The organism is Bradyrhizobium nivariense (assembly GCF_029846695.2).
Classification (GTDB): Bacteria; Pseudomonadota; Alphaproteobacteria; order Rhizobiales; family Xanthobacteraceae; genus Bradyrhizobium.
Window position 1 is genome coordinate 11,846 of sequence record NZ_JARWCR020000074.1, and the last position, 25,849, is coordinate 37,694.

21 protein-coding genes and 2 pseudogenes are annotated in these 25,849 nt (G+C 65.2%); 10 read left to right on the forward strand and 13 right to left on the reverse strand.

Features of this window, described 5'->3' with window-relative positions; all coding sequences use genetic code 11:
- Positions 1–89 precede the first annotated feature (89 nt).
- Positions 90–1,406, reverse strand: coding sequence for a mechanosensitive ion channel family protein (locus tag QCM77_RS37740; protein WP_280096270.1), 1,317 nt, complete (start codon positions 1,404–1,406; stop codon positions 90–92).
- A 210-nt stretch (positions 1,407–1,616) separates the two neighbouring features.
- Here QCM77_RS37740 and QCM77_RS37745 point away from each other — a divergent pair, with 210 nt between their 5' ends.
- Positions 1,617–3,410 (forward strand): potassium/proton antiporter, encoded by a 1,794-nt coding sequence (locus QCM77_RS37745; RefSeq protein WP_280096271.1) that lies wholly within the window; start codon positions 1,617–1,619, stop codon positions 3,408–3,410.
- 328 nt (positions 3,411–3,738) lie between these two features.
- A complete protein-coding gene (locus tag QCM77_RS37750; RefSeq protein WP_279666096.1) occupies positions 3,739–3,999 on the forward strand; it encodes a PepSY domain-containing protein in 261 nt (86 codons plus the stop codon).
- Between the two features lie 31 nt (positions 4,000–4,030).
- Here the strand turns inward: QCM77_RS37750 and QCM77_RS37755 are convergent, their stop codons facing one another.
- Genes QCM77_RS37755 through QCM77_RS37775 form a run of 5 tightly spaced genes read right to left on the reverse strand, consistent with a single transcriptional unit; the run spans position 4,031 to position 8,710 of the window.
- The gene (locus QCM77_RS37755) at positions 4,031–4,939 is read right to left on the reverse strand and encodes a polysaccharide deacetylase family protein (protein WP_280096272.1); all 909 of its coding nucleotides are present in this window, start codon (positions 4,937–4,939) and stop codon (positions 4,031–4,033) included.
- A 3-nt stretch (positions 4,940–4,942) separates the two neighbouring features.
- Positions 4,943–5,740 (reverse strand): ABC transporter permease, encoded by a 798-nt coding sequence (locus tag QCM77_RS37760; RefSeq protein WP_279666100.1) that lies wholly within the window; start codon positions 5,738–5,740, stop codon positions 4,943–4,945.
- Positions 5,740–6,603 carry an ABC transporter permease gene (locus QCM77_RS37765; protein ID WP_280096273.1) on the reverse strand — a complete coding sequence of 288 codons (864 nt, stop codon included), beginning with the start codon at positions 6,601–6,603 and terminating at the stop codon, positions 5,740–5,742. Before QCM77_RS37765 ends, QCM77_RS37760 begins: the two co-directional genes overlap by 1 nt.
- Entirely contained in the window at positions 6,600–7,679 is a 1,080-nt protein-coding gene (locus QCM77_RS37770; protein WP_280096274.1) for an ABC transporter ATP-binding protein, read from the reverse strand. The genes QCM77_RS37765 and QCM77_RS37770 overlap by 4 nt, the downstream gene beginning before the upstream one ends.
- Entirely contained in the window at positions 7,676–8,710 is a 1,035-nt protein-coding gene (locus tag QCM77_RS37775; RefSeq protein WP_280096275.1) for an extracellular solute-binding protein, read from the reverse strand. The genes QCM77_RS37770 and QCM77_RS37775 overlap by 4 nt, the downstream gene beginning before the upstream one ends.
- A gap of 207 nt (positions 8,711–8,917) precedes the next feature.
- Between QCM77_RS37775 and QCM77_RS37780 the strand changes: the two genes are divergently transcribed.
- The 5 genes and pseudogenes from QCM77_RS37780 to QCM77_RS37800 all read left to right on the forward strand — a co-directional run bounded on the left by QCM77_RS37780 (position 8,918) and on the right by QCM77_RS37800 (position 13,583).
- Positions 8,918–9,670 carry a GntR family transcriptional regulator gene (locus QCM77_RS37780; protein WP_280096276.1) on the forward strand — a complete coding sequence of 251 codons (753 nt, stop codon included), beginning with the start codon at positions 8,918–8,920 and terminating at the stop codon, positions 9,668–9,670.
- Positions 9,671–10,196: 526 nt separating this feature from the next.
- A complete protein-coding gene (locus tag QCM77_RS37785; RefSeq protein WP_280096277.1) occupies positions 10,197–10,775 on the forward strand; it encodes a class I SAM-dependent methyltransferase in 579 nt (192 codons plus the stop codon).
- 10 nt (positions 10,776–10,785) lie between these two features.
- On the forward strand, positions 10,786–11,445 hold the full coding sequence (locus tag QCM77_RS37790) for a DedA family protein (protein WP_279690386.1): 660 nt from the start codon (positions 10,786–10,788) through the stop codon (positions 11,443–11,445).
- Positions 11,446–11,684: 239 nt separating this feature from the next.
- On the forward strand, positions 11,685–12,548 hold the full coding sequence (locus QCM77_RS37795; protein WP_280096288.1) for a UDP-2,3-diacylglucosamine diphosphatase: 864 nt from the start codon (positions 11,685–11,687) through the stop codon (positions 12,546–12,548).
- A pseudogene (locus QCM77_RS37800) lies at positions 12,548–13,583 on the forward strand (glycosyltransferase family 4 protein). Before QCM77_RS37795 ends, QCM77_RS37800 begins: the two are co-directional and overlap by 1 nt.
- A 38-nt stretch (positions 13,584–13,621) precedes the next feature.
- Here QCM77_RS37800 and modC read toward each other — a convergent pair.
- From modC to mepA, 5 genes and pseudogenes are all read right to left on the reverse strand, one after another.
- On the reverse strand, positions 13,622–14,284 hold the full coding sequence (modC, locus tag QCM77_RS37805; protein WP_279666111.1) for a molybdenum ABC transporter ATP-binding protein: 663 nt from the start codon (positions 14,282–14,284) through the stop codon (positions 13,622–13,624).
- Between the two features lie 2 nt (positions 14,285–14,286).
- Positions 14,287–14,982 carry a molybdate ABC transporter permease subunit gene (modB, locus tag QCM77_RS37810; RefSeq protein ID WP_280096278.1) on the reverse strand — a complete coding sequence of 232 codons (696 nt, stop codon included), beginning with the start codon at positions 14,980–14,982 and terminating at the stop codon, positions 14,287–14,289.
- Positions 14,983–15,009: 27 nt separating this feature from the next.
- Positions 15,010–15,795 (reverse strand): molybdate ABC transporter substrate-binding protein, encoded by a 786-nt coding sequence (gene modA, locus QCM77_RS37815; protein WP_280096279.1) that lies wholly within the window; start codon positions 15,793–15,795, stop codon positions 15,010–15,012.
- Positions 15,796–16,039: 244 nt separating this feature from the next.
- Positions 16,040–16,306 (reverse strand): annotated as a pseudogene (locus QCM77_RS37820) (hypothetical protein); the annotation flags it as partial.
- 314 nt (positions 16,307–16,620) lie between these two features.
- Positions 16,621–17,565 (reverse strand): penicillin-insensitive murein endopeptidase, encoded by a 945-nt coding sequence (mepA, locus tag QCM77_RS37825; protein ID WP_280096280.1) that lies wholly within the window; start codon positions 17,563–17,565, stop codon positions 16,621–16,623.
- 469 nt (positions 17,566–18,034) lie between these two features.
- Between mepA and QCM77_RS37830 the strand changes: the two genes are divergently transcribed.
- Positions 18,035–20,206, forward strand: a complete 2,172-nt coding sequence (locus QCM77_RS37830; protein ID WP_280096281.1) for a putative bifunctional diguanylate cyclase/phosphodiesterase — start codon at positions 18,035–18,037, stop codon at positions 20,204–20,206.
- A gap of 275 nt (positions 20,207–20,481) precedes the next feature.
- Here the strand turns inward: QCM77_RS37830 and QCM77_RS37835 are convergent, their stop codons facing one another.
- On the reverse strand, positions 20,482–21,633 hold the full coding sequence (locus tag QCM77_RS37835) for an acyl-CoA dehydrogenase family protein (RefSeq protein ID WP_280096282.1): 1,152 nt from the start codon (positions 21,631–21,633) through the stop codon (positions 20,482–20,484).
- 260 nt (positions 21,634–21,893) lie between these two features.
- Here QCM77_RS37835 and QCM77_RS37840 point away from each other — a divergent pair, with 260 nt between their 5' ends.
- On the forward strand, positions 21,894–23,294 hold the full coding sequence (locus tag QCM77_RS37840; RefSeq protein WP_279690401.1) for a TAXI family TRAP transporter solute-binding subunit: 1,401 nt from the start codon (positions 21,894–21,896) through the stop codon (positions 23,292–23,294).
- Between the two features lie 142 nt (positions 23,295–23,436).
- On the opposite strand, the gene QCM77_RS37845 is transcribed toward QCM77_RS37840, so the two are convergent.
- Positions 23,437–23,907 (reverse strand): GNAT family N-acetyltransferase, encoded by a 471-nt coding sequence (locus QCM77_RS37845; protein WP_279666120.1) that lies wholly within the window; start codon positions 23,905–23,907, stop codon positions 23,437–23,439.
- Between the two features lie 130 nt (positions 23,908–24,037).
- On the opposite strand from QCM77_RS37845, the gene QCM77_RS37850 reads away from it, so the two are divergent.
- Entirely contained in the window at positions 24,038–25,675 is a 1,638-nt protein-coding gene (locus QCM77_RS37850; protein ID WP_280096283.1) for an amidase family protein, read from the forward strand.
- Positions 25,676–25,849 lie beyond the last annotated feature (174 nt).

Sequence of the window (25,849 nt, forward strand, 5' to 3'; positions counted from 1 at the left end):
TGTCGGCGGAAAGGCTTGATTTCGGGCCCTAATTTAATGATCGCGGGCCTTCATGCAAGCCAAAGCCTGCCATGCGTCCGCAAGCGGGCCTAATTCGGGACTTCTACGGTGGTTTCCACCGGCAGGGCGCCGCCGCGGATGCGGATTTCGCGGACGGGGTAGGGAACCCGGATGCCCTCGCGCTTGAAGGCGTCCCACAGCGACAGCATCACGTCGCTCTTGACGTTGTCCATGCCGTCGGGGTCGGCGATCCAGAAGGTCAGCGAGAACTTCATCCCGGCTTCGGCGAACTCGGTCAAAATGCTGTTCGGCGGCTTGCCCTTCTGCGCGCGCGGATGAGCGGCGGCGGTCTCGGCGGCGAGCTTGCAGACCAGGCGCGGGTCCGCGTCGTAATTGGTGCCGAAGGCGATCTTCACCAGCGTGTTCTTGTCGGTGTAGGTCCAGTTGACGACCTTCTGCGTCACCAGGTCCTCGTTGGGGACCAGGAACTCGCGGCCGTCGCCGGCGGCAACGGAAATATAGCGCGTCTTCATCGCGCTGATCCGCCCGGTGTTGTCGCCGATGGTGACGAGATCGCCGGGCTTCACCGATTTGTCGGCGAGCAGGATGATCCCCGAGATGAAATTGGCCACGATCTTCTGCAGGCCGATACCGATGCCGACGCCGACCGCTCCGGAGAACACCGCGAGCGCCGAGAGATCGATGCCGACCGAGCCGAGCGCGATCACGATCGCGACTGCAAGCAGGCCGATGCGGATGATCTTGCCCAGCAGCACCTGTACCGACGGGGTCAAATCGGTGGTCGAGTTGATCCGGCTCTCGGCGAAATTGCTGGCGATATTGGTGAGCCAGAGCGCGATGAGCAGGAGCGCGCCGGCCTTGATCACGAGCAGCGGCGTCAGCCGCAGGCCGCCGAGCACGATGGCGAAGGAATCGAGCAGGTCGACCGTCGCATCGAGCTGGCCGAGGATGGAGAGCGCCGCGACGAACCAGGCCGTGATCGACACCATCTTGACGATGAAGGCGTTGCGCAGCACCGAGGTCAGCAGCCGGATCGCGAGCCAGGCGAAGCCCAGCTTGGCGGCGACCATCAAGAGATAGCTGCGGCTCGGCCAGGTCGCGTGGTACATCACCACGCGGGAGACGATCACGAGCAGGGTGAACGCCGCCGTCGAGGCGCTGGAGACCATCACCCGGACGAAGTGCCGGAGCGGCAGCGGCCAGCGCATCGCCAGCGAGGTCATGTCGACGCGGCTGCGAACGGCGGCTTCCGCGGCATAGGCGATGCCGGCCGCGGTCAGAATGAGCCCGAATTGCAGGTAGAACCAGGGCGAGGAGATTTCCGCCCCGACGCTGCGCGCGGTGGTCTGCACGAACTCCATGAAGTCTTTGAGGTCCATGTCCATCGGTCTCGTCGGGAAGCGGGCGGGAGGCTTTGATTCGAGGGCGCCGCAGAATCCCACAAAGGGCGCGGCCGGACCACCGATACACCCGCATGTGATGCGCGTTAAGCCTGCAAAATGCGGGCGGATTGCCGCGAGCGGGAGAAAATGGGTTGGCGCGGGAGTCCGCCGACGATAAGGATGCAATTCCAGCGATTTGTACCCGGAAGGTGGATGGCCTCCCTCGACTCTGTCAGCCTCGCCATATTGCTCGGCGCCGTCCTGGTGTTGGCGGGGATCCTGTCAAGCCTGCTTGCGTTGCGCTTTGGCGCGCCCTTGCTGCTCGTCTTCCTTGCGATCGGCATGCTCGCCGGCGATTCCGGTCCCGGGCAGCTCCAGTTCGACGACGTCCGCACCACCTATCTGGTCGGCTCGGTCGCGCTCGCACTGATCCTGTTCGACGGCGGCCTGAAGACGCGCTTTGCCAGCATCCGCACCGTGCTCGCGCCATCGGTGGTGCTTGCCACCGTCGGCGTGCTGCTGACCGCGCTGGTCACGGCGCCCTGTGCCAAATACGCGCTCGACCTCAACTGGACGGAGGCGCTGCTGGTCGGCGCCGTGGTGGCCTCGACCGACGCCGCCGCGGTGTTCCTGCTGGTGCACACCCAGGGCCTGCGCCTGCGCCCGCGCGTCGGAGCGACGCTGGAGGCCGAATCCGGCACCAACGATCCGTTTGCGATCTTCCTCACCTTAATGCTGGTCGAATACATCTCGCTGGGATCGAGCACGGCAGGCCACGTGTTGATGGAGTTCGTGCTGGAAGCGGCGCTGGGTGCCATCGTCGGCGTGTTCGGTGGCCGTCTGGTCGTCATCGCGCTCAACAAGGTGGCGCTGCCACAGGGCCTGCATGCGCCCTTCGTTACCACGGCCGCCCTCGTCATCTTCGGCGGCTCGCAGATCATGCACGCTTCGGGATTCCTCGCGGTCTATCTCGCCGGCATCATCATCGGCAACCGGCCGACGCGCGCACATAATCAGGTGGTGGCCTTCCTGGACGCCGCGACCTGGCTGGCGCAGATCGTGATGTTCCTGCTGCTGGGCCTACTGGTCTCGCCGAGCCGGCTTGGCGCCAGCGTGCTGCCGGCAGTGGGTGTCGCATTCGTGCTGATGCTGGTGGCGCGGCCGATCGCGGTGTTCGTGTGCCTCGCGCCGTTCCGCTTCAACTGGCGTGAAAAGATCTTCATCGCCTGGACCGGCCTGCGCGGCGCGGTCGCGATCTTCCTGGCCTCGATCCCGATGCTGGTGGGACTGTCGAAGGCCTATCTCTATTTCGACGTCGCCTTCGTCGTCGTCATCATCTCGCTCCTGCTGCAAGGCTGGACCCTGGCGCCGGCCGCGCGCAAGCTGCATGTGGCGCTGCCGCGCGCCGAGCGCGGCCCGCGGCGTGTCGAATTGGACTTGCCCGGCCAGCTCGAGCAGCAGCTCGTCGGCTATCCGGTGCGGCCCAAGAGCCTGTATTTCCGCCGCGGCCTGATCCCGTCCTGGTCGAAGCCGACGCTGGTGATCCGCAACGAGAACATTTTGACGCCGACGGAAGCCGAGCCGATCGCACCCGGCGACTACATCTATCTGCTGGCGCCGCCGGAAAAGGCCGAATCGCTCGACCGCTTCTTCGTCGACATGCAAGCGAGCACCGCGCCCGATCCGCATCTGCTCGGCGACTTCATGGTCTCCGGCGAGCACACGCTCGCAGAGCTCGCCGAGATCTACGGCGTGAAGGTGAGCGAGGACGAGGGCAAGCTGACGCTCGCCGACTATTTCGACGTCCATCTCGACCGGGCGCCGAAAGAGGGCGCCGAACTTGCGCTGGACGAGATCGTGCTGGTCGCGCGCAGCATCTCCGGCGGCCGCGTCAACGTTGTCGGCCTCCGCCTGCCGGAGGACGAGGAAACGCCCGCGGTATTGACGCGCAGGCAAGCGCTACGGCGCAAGCTGGCGGAGCTGTGGACCTCGGTGGCGGGGATTTAGCGGCGTTTCGCGCGTCGTGGCTGTGAGAGTCGTTGAAACGATATGCCTCCCCAGTGTCGTCCTGGCGAAAGCCAGGACCCATTACCACCGGCAGCCGTTTTGTGAAGATTCGTGGTGACGATCCGTTCCAACGAATCCACCCTGGGGTAATGGGTCCTGGCTTTCGCCAGGACGACGGCGGAGACCGGTGGCGACAGCGCGGGAACCGCCACCAAATCGCCGCAACCGCCGAAAGTTTCCGCTGTTTCGTGAAGTGGATAGCCGGAACGCCGGCCGGTGCCGCTTGTTCTTAGGGCGTAACGGTCAAACTATTCGACAGGAGCAGTCCATGCGAAAACTCATCTTGCCGGCCATCGTCGCGATCGGCCTCGGATCGGCTGCGCCGGCGATGGCTTATGATACAGGCGACCAGGTATCGATGCAGGCCGCGCTCGATGTCGCCACCGATATCGGCGTCATGACTGTCTCGCACACCGAGTTCCTCGGCGACGAATGGCAGATCGAAGGCCGCGACCGCGCCGGCCGCTGGATGCAGGTCTACGTGGACGCCCGGACGGGCGAGGTGCGTAACGTCGATCGCGGCTGGTAGTGGCGGTTATCCGTAACGGTGTCGGCGAGGATCACTCAGCCGGCACCGCCGTCACCCAATGTCGCGCGATTGCCGCTCGCGGCGCGACCCAGGCGGCACTGCTGCCGGTGACATGCGCAAGGATCCGCTCCAGAGCGCCGATCCGGCCGGGGCGGCCGATCATGCGCAGATGCAGGCCGATCGACATCATCTTCGGCGCCGTCTCGCCTTCGCGCCTCAGCCACTCGAACGCGTCGATGACATAGTCGGCGAAGTCGGCGCCGTTGAAGCGCGAGGCGTTGTAGTACTGCATGTCGTTGGTGTCGAAAGCGTAGGGCAGCACCAGATGCTGCTTGCCGGCAACCTCCCTGTAATAGGGCAGGTCGTCATTATAGGCGTCGCTGTCGTAGAGGAACCCGCCGTGCTCGACCAGCAGGCGCCGCGTGTTCGGTGAAGTCGCTGAACGCGTGTGCCAGCCGACCGGGCGCTGCCCGGTGGCGCGCTCGATCGCCACCACTGTCCTGGCAATGATTTTGCGCTCGCTGACTTCGTCCATGTCGGCGTGGCTCTGCCAGCGCCAGCCATGGGCCGACACCTCATGGCCGCGGGCAATGGCATCGCGCGCCAGCTCCGGCGAGCGTTCGACCGCGCGGCCGCAGGAGCTCACCGTCGCCTTAACACCGTATGCGTCGAACAGGTCCATGATGCGCCACCATGCAGCGCGCGTGCCGTATTCGAAATGACTGTCGATGCAGGAATCCGGGCCGTCGAGCTTGTGGACCACTTCGTAGATCGCCTCGTTGCCGGCATCGCCGTCGTTGACGGAAAACTCCGAGCCTTCCTCGAAATTCACCACCAGCGACACCGCGACGCGCGCGCCGTTCGGCCAGTGCGGGTTGGGCGGCTTGCCGCGATAACCAGCGAAGTCGCGTTGTGAGACGGGTTGATTCGCTTCGCTCATGGATCAGTCCGAAGTTCCGGCCATGCGATGCAGGCCGACGACGCGGTCGCTGACGAACAGCAGGATCACCGTGCCTGACAGGATGAGGGTGGAGAGCGCCGCGAGCGTCGGGTCGGGCGCCTCCTCGATATATTGCAGCATGCGGATCGGCAGCGTCTTGGTGCGGACGTCGGCGAGAAAGATCGACACCGGATAATTGTCGAACGAGGCCAGGAACGAGAATATCCCGGCGATCAGGAACGATGGCGCCAGCGCCGGCACCATCACCCGCAGCACGCTGCCGGGATAGGTGCAGCCGAGCGTCCGCGCCGCCTCGATCAGCGTGAAGTCGAACCGCGCGAGACCGGCGATCATCGTGCGCGCGACGTAGGGCAGCGTGATAACGAGATGCGCGACCAGCAGCGTCGCCCAGGGCGTGGTGAAACCGACGGCGCGAAAACCTTGCAGCAGCGCGATGCCGAGCACGAGGCCCGGCATCATCAGCGGCGAAACCAGCGCGGTCGCAAAGATGTTTGCGCCCGGCAGCTTTCCGCGCGCGATCGCGATCGCGGCCAGCGTTCCGCAGACCAGCGAGATCGCCGTCGACAGCAGCGCGATCTGAAGCGACAGCAGCAGCGACGGCCAGAAGCCGTCGAGCCGGCCGATCTTGCCGTACCAGCGCGTCGATGCACCCGTGAGCGGCAGGTCGAACACCGGCGTCGGCGAGAAGCTTGCCGCTGCGATCACGAGCAGCGGCGCGATCAGGAACAGGGCCAGCCCGATGGCCATCACCCAGCAGACGATGATCGCGGCGCGTGTCATCACTTCGGCTCCCGCGACAGCCGCGCACTGAACGCAACGACGGCAATCGCTATCGCCAGCAGCACGACGCCGGCAGCGGCGCCGAAGCCGGGTTCGCGCGCCAGCAGATAGGCCTTTGCGATCGCGGTCGCGAGCGTCGGATATTTTTCGCCGATCAGGAGCGTCGGCACCACATAGGCGGAGACCGAGAGCGAGAACACCAGCGCCACGCCGGCGATGATGCCGGGCAGGGTCAGCGGCAGGATGACGCGGACAAACGTCACGAGCGGCGAAGCGCCGAGTGTCGCGGCGGCTTCCGCATAGCGCGGATCGAGCTGGGCCACGATCGCGTAGATCGGCAGGATCATGAAGGGCAGAAAGATGTTGACGGCGCCGACGATCAGCGCGGTCTCGGTAAAGATCATCCGGATCGGGTCTTCGATGATGCCGAGTGCGATCAGCGTCTCGTTGACGATGCCGTCGCTACGCAACAGGATCGTCCAGGCGAACGCCTTGACGATGACGCTGGCCGCCAGCGGCAGGAACAGCGTCGCCAGCAGCACCGAGCGCAAGGCGCCGCGGGCGCGCGCCAGCGCGAAGGCGGCGGGATAGCTGATCAGGAAAGCGATCAGGGTCGTCAGCAGCCCGAGCCGCAAGGAATTCCAGACCACGCCCAGATAATAGGGCGTGCCGAGCAGGCGCCTGTAGTTGGCGAAGGTCAGCCCGTTGGCATCGACGATGCTGACGCCGAGCAGCAGCACCAGCGGCAGCGCGAACACGCCGGCGATGATGACGAAGGACGGCAGCACGAATCCGATGGCGGCGAGCCGCTCGCGATCGATCGAAGGCGCTGCCACAGGCGCCGGAAGGGCCGCCTCGGTCATGCCTGCGCCTCCATCGGAAATGCAAAGGTCTCGGTCACCGGCCAGCTCAGGCGGATCTCGTCATGCACATCAGGGATCGCGCCGTCGCGCCCGGAGAGTTCGGCGAGCAGGCTTTCGCCGGCCCCGGCATCGACCTCGACCAGCGTGCGCGAGCCCTGGAACACCACGGAGCGGACCCGGCCCGCGGCCGTATTCGCTTCGCCTTGCTCGCCGATCCGAAGCTGCTCGGGGCGCGCTGCGACGATGACGGGCGAACCCGCCTGGAAATTGCCGAGCGCCGACAAGCGGCCGACCTTGGTCTCGACCTCGACCTTGCCGTTGCCAGCCGCCAGCACTGTGCCGGCAATCCGCGTCGAGAGCCCGACGAAGTTGAGTGCGAACAGGCTTGCGGGCCGCAGATACAGCTCGCGCGGCTCGGCGAGCTGCTCGATCCGTCCCTTGTTCATGACCGCGACGCGGTCGGACATGGTCAGCGCCTCGTCCTGGTCATGCGTCACGAAGATCGCGGTTGCCTTCACGTCCTGGAGCAGGCGGCGCAGCTCGACCTGCATCTCCTCGCGCAATTTCCGATCGAGCGCGGACAGCGCCTCGTCGAACAGCAGCACGTCAGGCTCGACCGCGATGGCGCGCGCCAGGGCCACGCGCTGCTGCTGGCCGCCCGACAGCGCCGAGATGCGCCGTCCCGCGAGATGGCCGAGCCTGACCAGCGACAGCGCGCGTTCCACCGCGGCGTCGATCTCGCGCTTGGCCGCGCCGCGCACCTTCAGCCCGAATGCGATGTTGCCGGCGACGGTGAGATGCGGAAACAGCGCGTAGCTCTGGAACACCACGCCGACATTGCGCTTGTGCGGCGGCACGTGGGTGATGTCGCGCCCGGCGAGCTCGACCTTGCCGGTGTCGGGCTGCGCCAGGCCGGCAATGGCGCGTAGCAGGGTGGTCTTGCCGCAGCCGGAAGGGCCGAGCAGCGTCACCAGCTGGCCGCGGCGAATGGTCAGGTCGATATGGTCGAGGACCGTCGTCGGTCCGTATTTTTTGGAGACGCTGCGGACGACGAGATGCGGGCTGCTCTCGCTCATGTCATCTCCTTGCTCCAGCGGTCGACCCAGGAGGCGCGGTTCTTGGCGACGAAGGCCCAGTCCGGCGCGAACAGCGAGGCGGGATCGGGGAAGCCTGCCGGCGTCGGCGTGCCCTTGTTGGTCGGCGCAACAAAGGCCTTGTCGGCGAGGATGGTCTGCGCCTCCGGGCTCAGGAAGAAATCGATCACGGCATCCGCAAGATCGCCGGCCGGTGCACCGGCCACCTTCGCGATGCCCGAGGGCATCGCAAATCCGCCATCCTGGGGCACGGCGAGATCGACCGGTGATCCCTCCGCCTTGCGGATCAGTGTGTAGGCGGAGAACTGGCCGCCGATCATCCAGGCCTCGCCCTGCTCCATCAGATTGATGGCCTGCGGCGCGTTGGTGTAGACGTTCAAGAGGTTGGCCTTCAGTTCCTTCGCCTTCTTGAAGGCGGCGTCGATCTCGTACTGCGCCTCCTTGTAGGGCTTGCCGGTCTCGAGATGCGCGGCCGCGAGCAGCGTCCAGAAGCCTTCGGTGTTCGACAGCGACGGCACGATCACCTTGGAGGCGTATTTCGCGTCCCACAGGTCGGACCATTTGGCGGGCGCGGTCTTCATGCGCTTGGTCGAATAGGCGATGCCGGCCCAGGGCCGCTGATAGTTCGCCCACATGCCGTCCTGATGCACCGAGCCGTCGACCAGCTTGCCGAGGTTGGCGATGGACGATGCCGACATCTTGGTGATCAGGCCGTCGGCGGCGGCCGGCAGCATCACCGGATCGTCCATTATGACGACGGAGATTTTCGGCGCCGCCTTGTCGGCCTGCATCTTCTGGAGATTGGTCAGCGAGTTGGTGCCCTCGTAGAGCACCTTGCAGTCGAGCTTCTTCTCCAGCACCGGAAACAAATCGGCGTTGAAATATTTCGCGGCGCCCGCGGGGCCGCCGACGACGATCTCCCTGGGCGCGGCGCGCAGCCGCGCCGGGGCGGCGATGATCGCGGCCAAGGCCACGCCGGATGTCAAAACGCTGCGTCGGGAGGGGGTGTGCATGGGCATGTCCCGTTTGTTGTGCGTAAAGCTTGCAACGAAGACGCAGCAAGCGCCATGCCAAATGTGCACATTTTCAGAAAATAGATATAAATCAACAACTTAAGTAAACGATGATTTTGACACCTGCACGAGGCCTGCATCGCCGCGCGGCAAATGTGCACATTTTTTGGAGGTGACGCTGCGCAGCCTTTAGGCCTAGCTACCGCCATGGCGACGCAGCACAGGCGAAACGGCAAGGGAAACGGCAAGAGAAACGGCAAGGCCAATCCGGCGGAGGACGAGGCGGTCTATCAGGCCATCTTGCACGCGCTGCTGGAGGGCAAGCTGAAGGCCGGGGCGAAGCTCGCCGAGCCGCCGCTCGCCGGGATATTTGGCGTCTCGCGCGAGCGCATCCGTAAGGTGCTGCATCGGCTCGGTGCCGAGCGGCGGCTGGAGATGATCCCCAATCGCGGCGCCCGCGTGCCGCGCCCGACGCTCGACGACGTCCGCAGCGTCTACGAGGCGCATCGCGTGCTCGAGGCCGGCGTGCTGACGCAACTCGTGCGCCATGTCGACGATGCCTTGATCAAGCGGCTGACGGCGCATCTCGCCGAGGAGCGCGCCGCCGCAACGCGCGGCGACCGTGCCGCCTCGGTGCGGCTGTCGGGCGCGTTCCACGTTCATCTGGTGGAGGCGCTCGGCAATGCGGAGCTGTCGCACTTCCTCGCCGATCTGCTCAGCCGGTCCTCGGTGATGGTCTCGGTCTACGAGCCCGCCACCGATTCGATCTGCGCCGTCGACGAGCACGGCGCCATCGTCGAGGCGCTTCGCGCCCGCGACGTCGCCCGCGCCATCGCCGTGTCTCGCGAGCATTTCCTGCATGTGGAGAGCCGCCTGCATCTGGATGACGATGCGACGCCAGCAACTGAGGATTTGACGGATGTGTTCGGCACCGTGAAGCCGAAACGGCGGAAACGCTGAACTCTCCACACGTCATTGCGAGCGCAGCGAAGCAATCCAGTCTGCCTCCGCGGAAAGACTCTGGATTGCTTCGCTACGCTCGCAATGACGGTGAGTAGCCCGGATGGAGCGCAGCGTAATCCGGGACCACCGCATCGGCGCAGCAGAACCCCGGATTGCGCTCCGCTCCATCCGGGCTACGGCCGCCTTAGGCCAGCATCTTCACTCGACCGAACGGTGTTGCGCCCCTCGCGCTCGTTGCTGCCGGTTTTTTGTCCAAATCATTGCGGCAACCTTGCGGCTCCATCCAGCGAGAACGTCGCGGATGTTTTTCTGAAAGACGCGCATTCGCGACAGACTCTCGCAATGTTGACGTGAGACTGAAGCCACTATCGGGTCAGGCTTGATCATCTTGCCGGGCTCGACATGGCTCACCTCGCGCGTGGCTCCGCATTCGACGGCGGACACGAGCAAGCGAAAGACATTTGAATGGCCTTGGTACTGACTCCCGTCTGCGAAATCGACTGCATCACGAGGGAGAGCTGGCATGTCGTCTGCTGACATCCTGCCGTTCTTCCTCGCCTGGATTCGCGATCCTCTGCGTGTCGCAGCGGTTGCGCCGTCAGGACCCGCCGCGTCGTCGCTGATGGCGCAGGAGATCACGGCCGACACCGGCCCCGTCATCGAACTCGGCCCCGGCACCGGCGTGTTCACCCGCGCATTGCTCGATCGCGGCGTCCGGCAGCAGGATCTGACGCTGGTCGAATACGGCTCCGATTTCATCCCGTTGCTGCAGCAGCGCTTCCCCGGCGCGCGCGTGCTGTGGATGGATGCGGCCTGGCTGGTGAGAGAAAAACTGTTCGACGGGGCGCCGGTCGGCGCCGTCGTCAGCGGACTCGGACTGCTCACGATGCCGCCGGGAAAAGTGCTGGCGATTCTCGGCGGCGCGTTTGCCTATCTCCGTCCGGGCGGCGCGCTCTACCAGATCACCTACGGTCCGCGCTGTCCTGTCCCTGATGAGATCCTCGACCACCTCGACCTGCAGGCAAGCTGCATCGGGCAAACCTATCGCAACCTGCCTCCGGCCTCGGTGTACCGGATCAGCCGCCGTCCCCCCCACGCGTGATCGAGGTACCATGGACACGTCGAGCACGATCGCAATGTTTCTGCACTTCGGCCTGCTGGGCATCGGTTGCCTGGCGATCGCCGAGAAATTCATTCCGCTGCTTCCGTCTTACGTTCTGCTGATGCTGCTCGGTCTCACCGTGTCCGACGGCGCGATGTTGGCCATGACCATCGTGGCGACAAGTGTTGGATCGGTCGTCGGCGCGATCGGTTGGTACGGGCTTGGCCGCGCGCTCGGCTCGCAGCGGATCGAGCGACTGGTGAGGACTTACGGCAAATACGTGCTGCTGCGGCCCTCGCTCTACCAGAAGCTCACCAACGCCTACCGCGGCAACCATTTCTGGGTCACGCTGATCGGCCAGACGCTGCCGACCGTGCGGATCTATCTGGCGTTGCCGGCCGGCGTGTTGCGGCTGGAGCCACGCGCCTTCGTCACCGCCACCGCGATCGGCACCGTGATCTGGAACATGCCGTTTCTGAGCCTTGGCTATGCGTTGCGCGGCAGCGGCCAGGATCCCGTCGGCATCGGCTTCTGGGTGGTCGCCATCCTCGTCGCCGTGGAGGTCGCGATTATTCTCGGACTTCGCTTTTACGCGCGGGCGATCGCGCGGCCGCGCCTCGCGTCGTCGCGCGCCATCACCGCCCCCAAGGCTGTGGAGGAGATCGCATGAGACCCCTGTTGTCCCGGTTCCGGTCCGGTTCGCACGCGCTTGAGCACCTCACCGCCGCGGTGCTGATTCTGCTCGCCGGCCTTCAGTTCGGCGTCGCGGCGTCCGACGGGCGGCATCGTGGCGCCCAGTTCGCGCTCCTGGTTCTTGCCGTCGGCGTCTATTGGCATCGCTCGATCTTCCGGCGCCGCGCCAACCGCGATGTGACGAAGGCGGTCGCGGGATTGGCGGAAGCTGCCGCGATGGCATTCCTGCGCGATAGCGGCGACCGATCGGCGCAGCGCCTGGACAGGGAGGCGGCTTTGCCGCCCGACGTCGTCAAGGTCAGGAGCCTGTTCATTTCCGATGTCCATCTTGGGACGAGGGGATGCCAGGCCGAGCAGCTGATCGACTTTCTCCATCACCATGACGCCGACACCGTGTTCCTGGTCGGCGACATCGTCGATGGCTGGTACCTGCGGTCGAGCTGGTATTGGCCAGGCACGCACAATGCGGTGGTGCAGGAGCTCGTCGATCTTGCGCGGCGCGGCAAGCGGCTCGTCTATGTGGCCGGCAATCACGACGAGTTCGTGCGCGACTATGTCGGCTCGACCTTCGGCGGCGTCGAGGTGGTTGAGCACGCGATCCACCGGGGCGTCGACGGCCGCGCTTATCTCGTCGTCCATGGCGATCACTTCGATCTCGTCGTACGCCACGCCCGCTGGCTGGCGCTGCTCGGCGATGTCGGCTATCGCGCGGCGCTTGCCTCCAACGTCTGGCTCAACTGGATCCGGAGCCGGTTCGGGCTTGCCTATTGGTCGTTCTCGTCCTGGGCGAAGCTGCGGGTCAAGAATGCGGTCAATCACATCGGCCGCTTCGAGGAGGTGCTGGCGTCGGAAGCAAGGCGGCACGATGCGCAGGGCGTGATCTGCGGCCACATCCACCACGCGGCCATGCATGACGAGTTCGGCATTCGCTACATCAACACCGGCGATTGGGTGGAATCTTGTACCGGTGTCGTCGAGCATCATGACGGCCGGTTCGAGATCATCCGCTGGGTCGAGGCGCGGCCACAGCAGATGTCGGGCTCGTCGAGCGTGGTGCCGTTCGCACGGGCGGTCGCCTGATGCGCGTGCTGGTGGCAACCGACGCCTGGCGCCCACAGGTCAACGGCGTGGTGCGCTCGCTCGAATATCTCGCCAGCGAAGCGCCTTCGTTCGGCGCCAGGATCGGCTTCCTCACGCCGGATGATTTCCGCACCGTGCCGCTGCCTGGCTACCGGGAGATCCGCCTTGCGCTGGCCTCTGTGGGGCGAATCGAGCGCGCGATCAAAAGCATGGGCCCGGATTCCGTGCACATCGCGACCGAGGGGCCGATCGGGTGGATCACCCGCTATGTCTGCCAGACCCGCGGCTATCCGTTCACGACAAGCTATCACACCCGTTTTCCTGAATATCTGGCGGAGCGGCTGCCGGTGCCGCTGAAGTGGAGCTATGCGGCGTTGCGCCGTTTCCACAACAGCGGCGACGGCATCATGGTCGGCTCGCCGACGCTGGAGCAGGCGCTGAAGGCGCATGGCTTCCGCAACCTGATGCCGTGGTCCCGCGGCGTCGATGCCGAGCTGTTTCGTCCCCGCAGCGTGCAGCCACTCACCTTTCCGGGGCCGGTGTTCCTGTATGTCGGCCGTCGCGGTCGAGAAGAACCTCGAGGCCTTCCTTGCCCTGGACCTGCCGGGCTCGAAGGTCGTGGTCGGCGACGGGCCGTTGCGTGCGCGCCTGCAGGCGCGGTTTCCGCAGGTCCATTTTCTCGGCACGCGAACCGGGCGAGCGCTCGCCGACGTCTACGCGTCAGCCGATGTCTTCGTGTTTCCGAGCCTGACCGATACGTTCGGGTTGGTGATCCTCGAAGCGCTGGCGTGCGGCCTGCCGGTTGCGGCCTTCCCGGTGATGGGGCCGCTCGACGTGATCGGCACGTCGGGCTGCGGCTGTCTCGATGCCGACCTGCGCCGCGCGGCGCTTGCCGCCTTGCAGCTGCCGCGCGAAAAATGCCGGGCCTATGCCCTGACTTTCACCTGGCAGGAAAGCGTGCGACAGTTTCTCGACAACGTCAGACGGGCGCATGGCATTCTGGCCGACGCCGCGCGGCCGCTGTTCGCGAGCTGAGGGACGACGGGCAAAAGACCGGTCACGTCACAAGCCCCTCACGTCAGCACCTTCACCCCGCCAAACGACGTCACGCGGCCCTGCTTCAGCATCACGATCTGGGTCGCGAGCTGGCGCAGTTCGGCGACGTCGTGGCTGACATAGACCATGGGGACGTTGGCCTCGTCGCGCAGCCGCACCAGATAGGGCAGGATCTCCAGCTTGCGGCCCTCGTCGAGCGCGCCGAGCGGCTCGTCGAGCAACAGCAGCCGCGGCCTGGACAGCAGCGCGCGGCCGAGCGCGACGCGCTGGCGCTCGCCGCCGGAGAGCTTTCCGGGGCGGCGACCCTGCAGGGCGCCGATGTCGAGCAAGTCAATGATGCGTTTGTGTTGTGCCGGATCGGAGGCGAGGCCGTTCATCCGCCTTCCATAGTCGAGATTTTGCGCGACGTTGAGATGCGGAAACAGCCGCGCATCCTGGAACACGTAGCCGATGCGGCGGCGCCAGGTCGGGACATGAATGCCGGCCGCGGTGTCGTCGACGGTCTCGCCGTCGATCACGATGGTGCCGCGGTCGGGCCGCAGCAGCCCCGCGATCATGTTGACCAGCGAGCTCTTGCCGGCACCGGACGCGCCGAACAGGCCGATGACGCGGCCTTCGCTCGCGAAGGAGGCGGTGAGCGAGAATTCGCCGAGCTGTTTTTCGATGTCGACGCGCAGCATGATCAGTTTCCGTGCAGGCGCGCGGTGGCGCGGCGGGCGAACCACTCGGCGGCGATCAGCGCGCCGAGCGCCAGCACGATCGAGACGATCACGAGCCGTCCCGCGGCGGCGTCGCCGTCCGGCGTCTGGATCAGCGAATAGATCGCCGACGAAATGGTCTGGGTCTCGCCGGGAATGTTCGACACGAAGGTAATGGTGGCGCCGAACTCGCCGATCGCCTTGGCAAAGCCCAGCACCATGCCGGCGAGCACGCCGGGCAGCGCCAAGGGCAGCGTCACCGTGAAGAACACCTTCCAGGGCGCGGCGCCCAACGTCTCGGCGGCCTGCTCGAGCCGGCGGTCGATCGCCTCGATCGACAGCCGCATCGGACGCACCAGCAACGGGAACGACATCAGGCCGCAGGCGAGCGCAGCACCAGTCCAGCGAAAGGCGAAGACGATGCCGAGCGTGTCAGCGAGGAAGCCGCCGACGAGGCCGCGGCGGCCGAAGGTGAGCAGCAGCAGATAGCCGGTGACAACGGGCGGCAGCACCAACGGCAGATGCACCAGCGCATCGAGAACCGACTTGCCCCAGAAATCACGCCGCGCGAGCAGCCATGCCAGCGCGATGCCGAATGGCGTCGCCACCAGCGTTGCAACGACGGCGACCCTGAGCGAGAGCAGGATCGCCGTCCATTCGGCGGATGAAATCTCGGACATCAAGTCGCAGACATCACGTCGCAGAAACTAAGTCGAGGGACTGATCAGGAACTTGAAACCGTATTTTTCCAAGATAGTCTTGGCGGCCGACGAGCGCAGGAAAGCGAGGTAGTCGCTGGTCTCGCCCTTCGCAATCGTGGTCGCGGCGACGGGATAGATGATCGCGGGATGCGAATCCGCCGGGAAGGTGCCGACGATCTTCACGCCGGGCTCGACCTTGGCATCGGTCGAATAGACGATGCCGAGATTGGCCTCGCCGCGGGCCACCAGCGTCAGCGCGGCGCGCACGCTCTCGGCCATGGCGAATTTCGGCTCCGCCGCCTGCCACGCTCCGAGCTTCTCCAGTGCCGCCTTGGCATATTTTCCTGCTGGCACGGACTTGACATCGCCGGTCGCGATCCTGCCGTCGCCGGCGAGTTTTGCGAGATCAAAACCCTGCGCGATGGTGACGTTGTTGATCTCTGTATCCTTCGGCGCGATCAGCACGATGCTGTTGCCGAGCAGATTGACCCGGGTCGGCTCGTTGATGGTCTTCTTGGAGATCGCGTAGTCCATCCAGTCGGTGTCGGCGGAGACGAACACGTCGGCCGGCGCGCCCTGCTCGATCTGCTTGGCCAGCACCGAGCTCGCGGCATAGCTGACGCTGAACTTGACTCCGGTCCTGGCGGTGTAGGCCGCGTCGATCTCGTCGAGCGCGTTCTTCATCGAGGCGGCGGCGAACACGGTGATGGTCTTGTCCTCGGCGGCGGCAGGCGAAAAGCTTGCGGCCGCGAGGATCGCGAAGGCGGTGAAAAGTCCGGCAATTCGAATCATGGATGCGCTCCGTGCGAGTTCGCGCGCGCGAGAAGCACGCGCAAATCTGGCGTTGGGTGGGTCATGCGTTGCGACGGGCGGAAGCGCTGTTCCACGGGTCCCCGCAGCGGCTTACGGCCGGCCGGGATATCGCATCTGCGAAGATAGCAGGCTGGGGCGCCAGGTCAAAGGCGACCGAGCGCATGAGCCGGAGAAAGTGTGGTGCGGTTTTCCGAAAAGATCATGCGCAAACAACAACATCCGCCTATTGCGCCGGCAGGATCGCGATCGACAGCGAATTGTCCTTCGCGCCGCTGACCTGGAGTACGACGGGCTGCGCCGACAGCTCGTATTTCATGATCTTGCGGATGCCGTCGCAATCGGTCGCGCCGCTGAACGCCACCGGCTTGAGGAAATGCCCGTCCTGGACCATATCGACCCACGCGCCCGTGGACAGGCTGACCGTGTAGAGCCCGGCCTTCGGCGCCTTGATGCCAGTGAAGCCGGCAAACGTGCCGTCCTTTGGCCGCGGCGAGGAAGGCGAGGATGCGCATGTGAAATCTCATCGTTGGCCACGCGCAGGCGCGGGCTGGCGGTCAGGCTTCGTTGAAAGGGATGCTCATCCCGGGATGCCGCGGGCTTACGGCACAGCGGCAGCGCATTCTATCGCATTCATGCGGCGTGAACCAGCTATCGTCGTCCTGGACAAGTGAGCGGAGCGAGCGCCGATCCAGGACCCATTACCCCAGGGAGTAGTTTAGCGAAGACATGTGATTGACAGCTTCGCGCCACAGCCTCTCCCTGGGGTAATGGGTCCTGGCTTTCGCCAGGACGACGGCAGTGGCTCTACGGCTTCGCATCGCCCGCGTGCAGCACGGCCTTGCAGGCGGCCGGCATCTGCGCCAGCGTCATCGGCGGTTTCGGCTTCGGTGGCTCCGGCGGCGGTTTCGGGTGCAGCACGGCGTCGCTGAACCAGTAGGCGAGATCGGCGGGCTTGCAGCCTTCGTCCTCGGATTGCGACGGCTGGCCCTCGCATTCGCCGGCGCCCGCCGGGCAGCGCATGCGGATATGGAAGTGATAGTCGTGCCCCCACCACGGCCGTACCTTCGACAGCCAGGAGCGGTCGCCCTTGGCCTCGCGGCACAGGGCCTTCTTGATCGCGGCATTGACGAAGATGCGCTGCACCGCCGGCTCCTGCGCCGCGTCGCGCAGCACCAGCACGTGACCAGGCGTGAACATCTTGGGATCGATGTCGAGCCGGTCCTGCCGCACCATCATCACCGCCGACATCTCCTCGCGCTCATCACGCGACAAGCGACGGTCCGGCATCGGCGTCAGCCAGATGTCGGCATCGAGGCCGATCTGGTGGCTGGCATGGCCTGACAGCGCCGGCCCGCCGCGCGGCTGGCCGATGTCGCCGACCAGGATGCCCGGCCATCCCGCGTCCTTGTGCGCCCTGGCCGCGAGACGCTTGATCAGCGCGATCATCTCGGGGTGGCCGTAGCTGCGGTTACGCGACAGCCGCATCACCTGCCAATTGTCGCCGTTGAGCGGCATCTGCTCGGCGCCGCCGATGCAGCCCTTGACGTAGGAGCCGATGACATGCGCCGGTCCCTTCGACGGCAGCAGCTTTCGTGCGAACAGCTCCTTGGCGCCAAGTTTGGGATCGTTCGGATTGGTGAGCGGCGGCAGCGGTTTTGGGGTGACGCTGCCCTTGTCCTGGGCCAGCGCGTCGCCGGCGGCCAGGAGCGTCATGACGAGCAGGAGAGGGGCGAGGCGGCGGGGACTCATGCTGACATCCTTATATCCCAACGCTGCGTCAGGGTTAAGAAACCGTCCTTCGGCTGAAATATCGTCCAAAAGTCGCAATTCCCTCGCGCGGGGCCGGCCGATTTTTAACGACGCGATAACCCTCTCACGCATTGACCAAAATTCGTGCGTGGGATGCGTACTCATTCCCTTCTGCATGCAATCGCGCGCGATTTCGGAAATGATTCAAGGCAGCGCGCAATTTTGTGCCATCTCGTTCTCCGGTGGCGACGCCGCGATGCGCCTGGCGCGCCCGTCGACGCTGCCAAGCCTCGCAAACGGGCAATAAGGGCTGCTTTCCTTGCGGCCGCCGGACCGTGCGCCCAACGCCGACCCACCCAAGATTACTTTTTTTTCAGACACTTGCTCCAAAACTGGCGGTTGCTGGGCGCGACTGGGACGAGTGAAGTTGAGTTTGGGGTCTCGAAGAACAAAACGACGAAACGGAAGCGTGCTTGCCCACACCGGCCAACGGCCGCGCAAGCCGCGCTTCGCGCGCGCGCCTCATCCTCGGCCCGAACGCGACGAAGTTCTGCAGAGCCGCGCCGAGGCGGAGGCCGCGATCGCGGAAGCGCGCAAATCCCATGAGCGCCTGCGCCAGGCCATCGAGATCCTGCCGCAGGGCATCGTGTTTCTCGATGCCGAGGGCCGCTACGTCCTCTGGAACAAGCAATACGCCGAGATCTACAGCAAGACCGCCGATCTGTTCGAGGAAGGCGCCCGCCTCGAGGACACGCTACGCATCGGTGTCGCCCGCGGCGACTATCCCGAGGCTGCCGGCCACGAGGAAGAATGGATCGCCGAGCGGCTGCAAAAACTCTATCAGCCCGGCGCGCGCCACGAGCAGCAGCTGGCGGACGGCCGCGTCATCCTGATCGATGAGCGGCTGACCGAGGACGGCGGCGTGGTCGGCCTGCGCGTCGACATCACCGAGTTGAAGCAGCGCGAGGCCTCGTTCCGCCTGCTGTTCGACGGCAATCCAGTCCCCATGATCGTCTGCGCGCTGGACGACGAGCGCATCCTCGGCGTCAACGATGCTGCGGTCGCCCATTACGGCTACAGCCGGATCGACTTCGAGCGGCTGAAAATCCGCTCCTTGCAGGCTTTCGACAGCGAGCCGCCCTGGACCACCGATCCGACCGGCGAGGAGCAGGCTGGGCGCACCTGGAAGCACGTCAAGGCCGACGGCGCTCTGATCGACCTTGCGATCTATTCCCGCGAACTGACCTATGCCGAGCGGCCCGCGGTGCTGCTCGCGCTGATGGACATCACCGAGCGCAAGCGCGCCGAGGCGCGGCTCGCCTTCATGGCCCAGCATGACGGGCTGACCGGCCTGCCCAATCGTAATCTGCTGCGCCAGCAGGTCGACGAGATGCTGCTGCATACAAGGCGCAGCACCGACAAGGTCGCCCTGCTGATGCTGGGGCTCGACAATTTCAAGGCGGTCAACGACACGCTGGGACACGCGGTCGGCGACAAGCTCTTGCGCGGCGTCGCCAAGCGGCTGCGCTCGACCTTGCGCGAGGAAGACGCGCTGGCCCGGCTCAACTCGGACGAGTTCGCGATCGTGCAGAGCGGCCTGACGCGCCCTGAGGACGCGGTGCTGCTGGCGAAGCGCTTGCTGGAAGCCATCGCCGATCCCTATCTGCTCGACGGCCATTCCGTGGTGATCGGCGCCTCCATCGGCATCGCGATGGCGCCGGGCGACGGCGATGATGCCGAAAAGCTGCTCAAGAGCGCCGGCATGGCGCTGTCGCGCGCCAAGCTGGATGCCCGCGGCACGTTCGCCTTCTTCGAGGCCGCGCTCGACGCCAAAGCGCAGAGCCGGCGCAAGATCGAGGTCGAGCTGCGCGACGCGATCCAGAACGACGTGCTGCGGCCGTACTACCAGCCGCTGATCGACCTCCAGAGCGGCCGCATCACCGGCTTCGAGGCGCTGGTGCGCTGGCCGCATGCCGAGCGCGGCATGGTCTCGCCGGCCGAGTTCATTCCGGTCGCCGAGGAAACCGGGCTGATCAATCCGCTCGGCGGGTTGATGCTGCGCCGCGCGTGCTTCGATGCCGCGACCTGGCCGGACGACGTCCGCGTCGCCGTCAATCTGTCGCCGCTCCAGTTTCGCAGCGGCAATCTGCTCTCGGTGGTCACGGACGCGCTGAAGCATTCCGGCCTGCCGCCGCGGCGGCTCGAGCTCGAGATCACGGAGACGCTGCTGCTGGAGAAGAGCGCCCAGGTGCTGGCGACGCTGCATGCGCTGCGCGCGCTCGGCGTGCGCATCTCGATGGACGATTTCGGCACCGGCTATTCCAGCCTCAGCTATTTGCGCAGCTTTCCCTTCGACAAGATCAAGATCGACCAGTCCTTCGTGCGCGATCTCGGCGCCAACCGCGAGGCCCAGGCGATCATCCGCTCCATCGTCAGTCTCGGCAAAGGCCTCGGTGTCATCATCACCGCCGAGGGCGTCGAGACCGAAGCCGAGCTGAGTTGCCTCCGGGCCGAAGGCTGCGACGAAGGCCAGGGGTTTCTGTTCAGCAAGGCCCGGCCGAACGCCGAGATCGTCAGCCTGCTGGCTGCGCAGCGCGGCATCGATGCCGTGGACGACGAGGACGCCGCGCTGGTGGCGTGATGCTGCAGTTCGCCATGAATTTCCTAAGGTAAGGGACGCGCTGCTCTTTCACTCCCTCGCCCCGTTCTTACGGGGAGAGGGTGGGGTGAGGGGCGCCTCCGCGAGCTCGGCTCGAAGTATATGCGCCCATCATGCGCGTCGGATCGACCTTTGCTCTGGTCGGCATGTTGCCTTGCCCCTCACCCGGATCGCGCCGGACGATGCTTCGCATCGCCGGGGACGATCCGACCTCTCCCCGCAAAGAGCGGGGAGAGGTTGAGCAAGCCCGCCGGCCTTCAATTGCTCGTCAAAATCACCCTGCCGACATCCTCGTAATGCGTGTCGCGCGCCTGGATCTGCTGGGCGATGGCGTGCATGTCGCGAAACCGGCGTTCGAACGGATGACTGCGGAACACCGCGGTCGCACCCGCCATGTGATAGGCGGTGTCGACCACTTTTGCCGATTGGTGGATGGTCCAGGTCGCGGCGAGCCTGATAGCGCTGCGCTGCGCCGCGCTGAACTCCCCGGTCGCGCCGAGATCGCGCCACATCGCATTCGCTGTGGCATACAGGTACGCGCGCGCGGCACGCAAATCACCCTCGGTGCGGCCGATCAGGCCCTGGACCGCCTGATTGTCGCGCATGGCGCTTGCCGCCAGCGACGGATGCTTTCCACGCGCCAGCGCGATCGCCGCATCCAGCGTGGCGCGCGCCACGCCGAGCGAGACCGCGGCAAAGCCGAGGCTGAAGGCCGAGCCGGTGCCGATCCTGTAGAGCGGCCCCTGCTCGCGCAGCGCGGACGGCACGTCACGAAACGCAGTGAAACGTTCGGGAATGAAGAGATTGCTCACCTCGTAGGAATCGGTGCCGGTGCCGGCAAGCCCGATCGCTTGCCAAACGTCGTGCAGCACGGCGCTCGTCGCAGGAAACAAAATGGTGCGCACCTCCGCCGACCCGTCGGCATTCTTGCGCGGCGAGCCGTCGCTGCCGACAATTCGGACATGCGCCCCAAGCCAGCTCGCCTGCCGTGAGCCCGAGGCAAAATCCCAGCGCGCCGTGACGCGGTAGCCGCCCTCGACCGCCCGCGCCTCGTGCGCAATCGCGCCCCAGGCGAGGATGCCGGGCTGTGTGTTGAAGATCTCCTGCGCGGTGTCGTGGTCGAGCGAAGCCGCGATCATCGCGCAGACGCTGCATTGGCCGAGGCACCAGGCGGTGGAGGCATCCGCTTTCGCGATCTCCTCCAGTATCTGCATGAAGGCTTCCGGCGCAGCCTCGGCGCCACCAAGACTCTGCGGCAGTAGCGCGCGATAGAGCCCGTTCTCGATCAGCGCGTCGACGACAGCCGGCGTCAGCCGCCGTGTCCGCTCGATCTCGTCAGCCTCGCCCGAAATGAGCGGCGCAAGTGCGCGGGCACGTTCGACGAGGCCAACTCCGGGCGTTGCGTTCATGCGCGTTTCCTCGCCCATTCTGTCGTGAGCGGCAAGAGACGCGATGGTGATCTATCTGGCGGGGAGGATCAAGGTGGTGAGGCCGCCATTCCGGGGAGCGCAAACCTGAAGTGCTGAATCCAGAGATGATGGCGCAAGCTTCCAGAAGCGCGCGCCGGCCCAAGAAACAAGTCCGGCCGCTCGGACGTTATCGCCTTTGAGAAGAACATGATATTCTTCCAGAACAGGCAGCGATTTTGGCCTCCAACCGGCAGCGGCAAATGTCCTCGTCTGATGCCCCGATGAAACGCACTGACGCAGCCCGCCGAGGGCGGAGAAGGGGGAAGACCCTACTGCTGATTTTGGCCATTGGATTTCTCGTTTTCGGAGCCGCTGCGGGCACACTGTATTATGCGCTGCGGCCGATAACTCTCCGGATTGCCGTCGGACCGCCTGGAAGCAACGATCACAAAGTGGTCGAGGCGATGACCGAGGCCTTTGCCAACGAAAGCAGGACCGTGAGACTGTCTCCGATCGCGACTGCCGGGGCGGCCGAAGCTCTCGCTCTGCTCGGTGCCGGCAAGGCCGACCTTGCGGTCGGTCGCGGCGATCTGGAGATGCCGGCGGACGCGCAAACAGTCGTCATCTTGCGCAAGAATTTCGTCGTGCTGTGGTCTTCTCCGGGACCTGCGGCTAAGGGCTCCAAGCGAAAGCCCGCGCCGAAAATCAAGGAGGTCGCCGATCTCGCCGGGCGCAAGGTGGGGGTGATCGGCGCGACCCCGGCAAACGCCGCGTTGCTGAGAGTCATCCTGAGCGCCGCCGGTGTGCAGCCGGACAAGGTCACGGTCACCCAATTCGGCACGGGTCAAATCGACGAACTGGCGCGCGACCCGACCCTCGACGCCTTCATGGCGGTCGGCCCGCTCGACAGCAAGATAACCGCCGACGCGGTCGCCGCAACCGCCCGGAGGCGCGGCGAGCCGAAATTTCTCGCGATCGACGCATCGGAAGCAATCGCCTTGAAGCATCCGCGTTATGAATCGGAGGAAATTCCGCCAAGCATTTTCAATGCGAGTCCAGCCTGGCCGGATGACAAGGTGGAGACTGTCAGTGTCAGCCATTTGATCGTCGCACGGAAAGCCTTGTCCGAAACGACAGTGGCGGCGTTTTACCGCCAGCAATTCGCGCTCCGGCAGGCGATTGCAAGGCAAGTGCCTGGCGCCGCGCAAATCACCAAGCCGGACACCGAGAAAGAAGCCGAGCTGCCGGTACACCGGGGAGCGGCGGCCGTGATCGACGGAACTGAGCGCACCTTCCTCGACAGATATGGCGACTACTTCTGGTTTGCGCTCCTGCTTCTCTCCGGGATTGGTTCGGCCGGCGCTTGGCTGCGTCAATATCTAAATCGGGATGAAAGGGACGAGAACACCAGCCATCGCAACAGAATTCTGGCCATGGTTTCCAAGGTGCGCACCGCGGAATTCGATCACGAACTGCTGGCCATGCAGCAGGAGGTCGACGCCATCATCGAGGAAACGCTCGGCTGCTACGATGACGGCGCCGTCGAGGAGGAGGAACTGGCAGCCTTTGGCCTGGTGCTCGAACTGTTCGATCATGCCCTCGTCGAGAGGCGCGCAGCGTTGCAAACGGCTCCTTCGAACGTGCTCGCCGCGCGGCGGTAGGCGAAACTGGCCTTGGTATCTTAGCTTCGCTTCCTCCGCAGCTTCGATCGGTCTGGATCGTAGGATGGGTAGAGCGGAAGCGAAACCCATCAAACGTCATGATACTACGTCCGCCCGCCAGAGCGATGGGTTTCGCAAGAGCTCAACCCATCCTACGAGCGTCATCGAGCAATCGCTCCATGATGATCGTGCGTTCGTCACCATGATAGCTGTCGCGCACGGCGTTGAACCCGAGCGAGGCATAGAAAGTCTCGGCAGTGACCGAGGAGGAAACAGTCAACGAGGCAATGTCTCGCTCGCGCGCGGTGCGCTCGATCGCGGCCATCAGCAGCTTGCCAATACCGCTGGCTTGAACGTCGGGAGCCACGAAGACTGTACGGACCACGCTTCCGTCAAGGCTTGCTGTTCCAACCACGCGGCTGCCAAGAGTGGCGACGAAGACGGCCCGTTTCCCGATCAGCTGCAGCACGGAGTCTGCACTGAAGCTCCGTCCGATGCGCTCGATGATCTCGTCCGTATAGTCCTTCGCATTGGTTTCGCGGAGCGCACGCAAGATCACGCCGCTGATCTCCTCGGCGTCCTCATCACGCGCCGGCCGGATCGTGCATTGCATGGATCGCTCCAGCGAAGTCTCTGGTCAAGACCGGAAGTTACGCGGCAGCCTTGGCAATCCGCTGGTCGTGCAATCCGGATTAATGCTACCAGAATGTAGCACAATCAGAGGTGGCGCCCAGAGTCACGTCATGAAGAAGCTAACCCGCAGCAATGTTCGTGTTTTCGCGGCTGCTGCCGACGCCGAGGGGCCGCCCATGCAGAAGCTCGAGCACGCGCCCATGCGCGACATTGTGGACGCTTTGGCCGAAGGCCGGATCACCGCCACGGCGCTGACTAAAGCCTATCTCGCGCGCATCGAGACCTACGACCGCAATGGGCCCATGCTCAACTCGGTCCGCGCGCTCAATCCCGATGCGCTCACGGTGGCGGGCAGGCTCGACGGTACGAAGCCTTCGGCCAAACGGCCGCTAGCAGGCGTTCCGATCCTGCTGAAGGATAATATTGCGACCGGTGACAAGCAGCCGACGACCGCCGGCGCGCTGGCGCTGGAGGGCGCGCGCGCCAGGGACGACGCCACCCTCATCAAGCTGCTGCGTGACGCAGGCGCGGTGATCCTCGGCAAGGCGAACCTGACGGAGTTCGCCAATATGCTCGCTATCGACATGCCCTCGGGCTATTCGTCGCTCGGCGGCCAGGTCAGGAATCCCTACGTACCGGCGCTCGCCGACGATCACGGTATCCCGCTCATAGACCCGGGCGGATCGAGTTCGGGTTCGGCGGTCGCCGTGGCGGCAGGTCTGTGTGCGGCCTCTATTGGCACCGAGACGTCCGGCTCCCTGCTGCATCCGGCGAGCCGGAATGGCCTCGTCACCGTGAAGCCGACGGTCGGACTGATCAGCCGAGCCGGCATCGTGCCGATCTCGCACAGCCAGGACACAGCGGGGCCGATGACGCGCACCGTGCGAGACGCGGCGATGCTGCTGAACGTGCTGGCTGCAAAGGACCCGCTCGACCCCACGACGGAGCGGCAGCGTAGGCCGGCCGATTACACCGCCGATCTCGCGCGCGATGCGATGAAGGGCGCGCGGATCGGCGTGCCGAGCGACCCCGCCGATCCGCTGAACGATTGCTACTACGGCAAGTTGCCGCCGGACGGGGCCAAGCTGATGGCCGGCGTGATTAAGGTGCTGGAGGATATGGGCGCCGGCATCGTGCGGGCCAGCATGCCGGCGGCCGGCTGGCTGAGCGGACCAGGCACGACCATGGCTGTGCTCAATCGCAATCCTCTGAGCGGCAACAAAGGCAATGCGGTCGCACGGCCGATTGTTTTCCTCTATGAGCTTAAGCGTAATCTCAACCTCTACCTGAAGGACTGGGCGACCGACACCGACGTCAAGTGCGTCGCCGATGTGGTTGCCTTCAACGAGGCGAATGCCGGCAGGGCACTGCGCTTTGGCCAGGACCTGTTCCTCGCCGCCGACGGGACGAGGGGCGATCTGAGCGAGCGCGAGTACAAGTCAGCCCGCGCCATGGACCTGCTCTCGGCTAAGACGCGTGGTATGGACGCCTACATGAAGCAGCACAAGCTGGACGCTGTCCTGTTCCCCGGCGCTATGGGCGCAGCGATCGCCGCCAAAGCAGGCTATCCCAGTGTCATGGTGCCCGCAGGCTTCGTCTCGGGGACCGACGACAAGGACACGCCCGACTATCCGCTCGGCATCACCCTCGCAGGGACAGCCTGGAGCGAGCACAAGCTGCTGCGCCTAGCCTTCGCCTTCGAGCAGGCGACCAGCTTCCGCAAGCCGCCGCCCGATCTCGCTGTTTAGCTTCGTGTTCTCTACGAATTCACTGGCCGTGAATGGTTCGTCGTCAAGCTGATCTGCCCAATCAGCCCCGGGGCATTCCACTTCCGATCGCAGCCGCGGCCATGATGCCATTCTGCCCGTGTTTTGCCCGACGTGTCAAAACGGGTTTCGTGTAATCAGAAAAACTGAATGCAA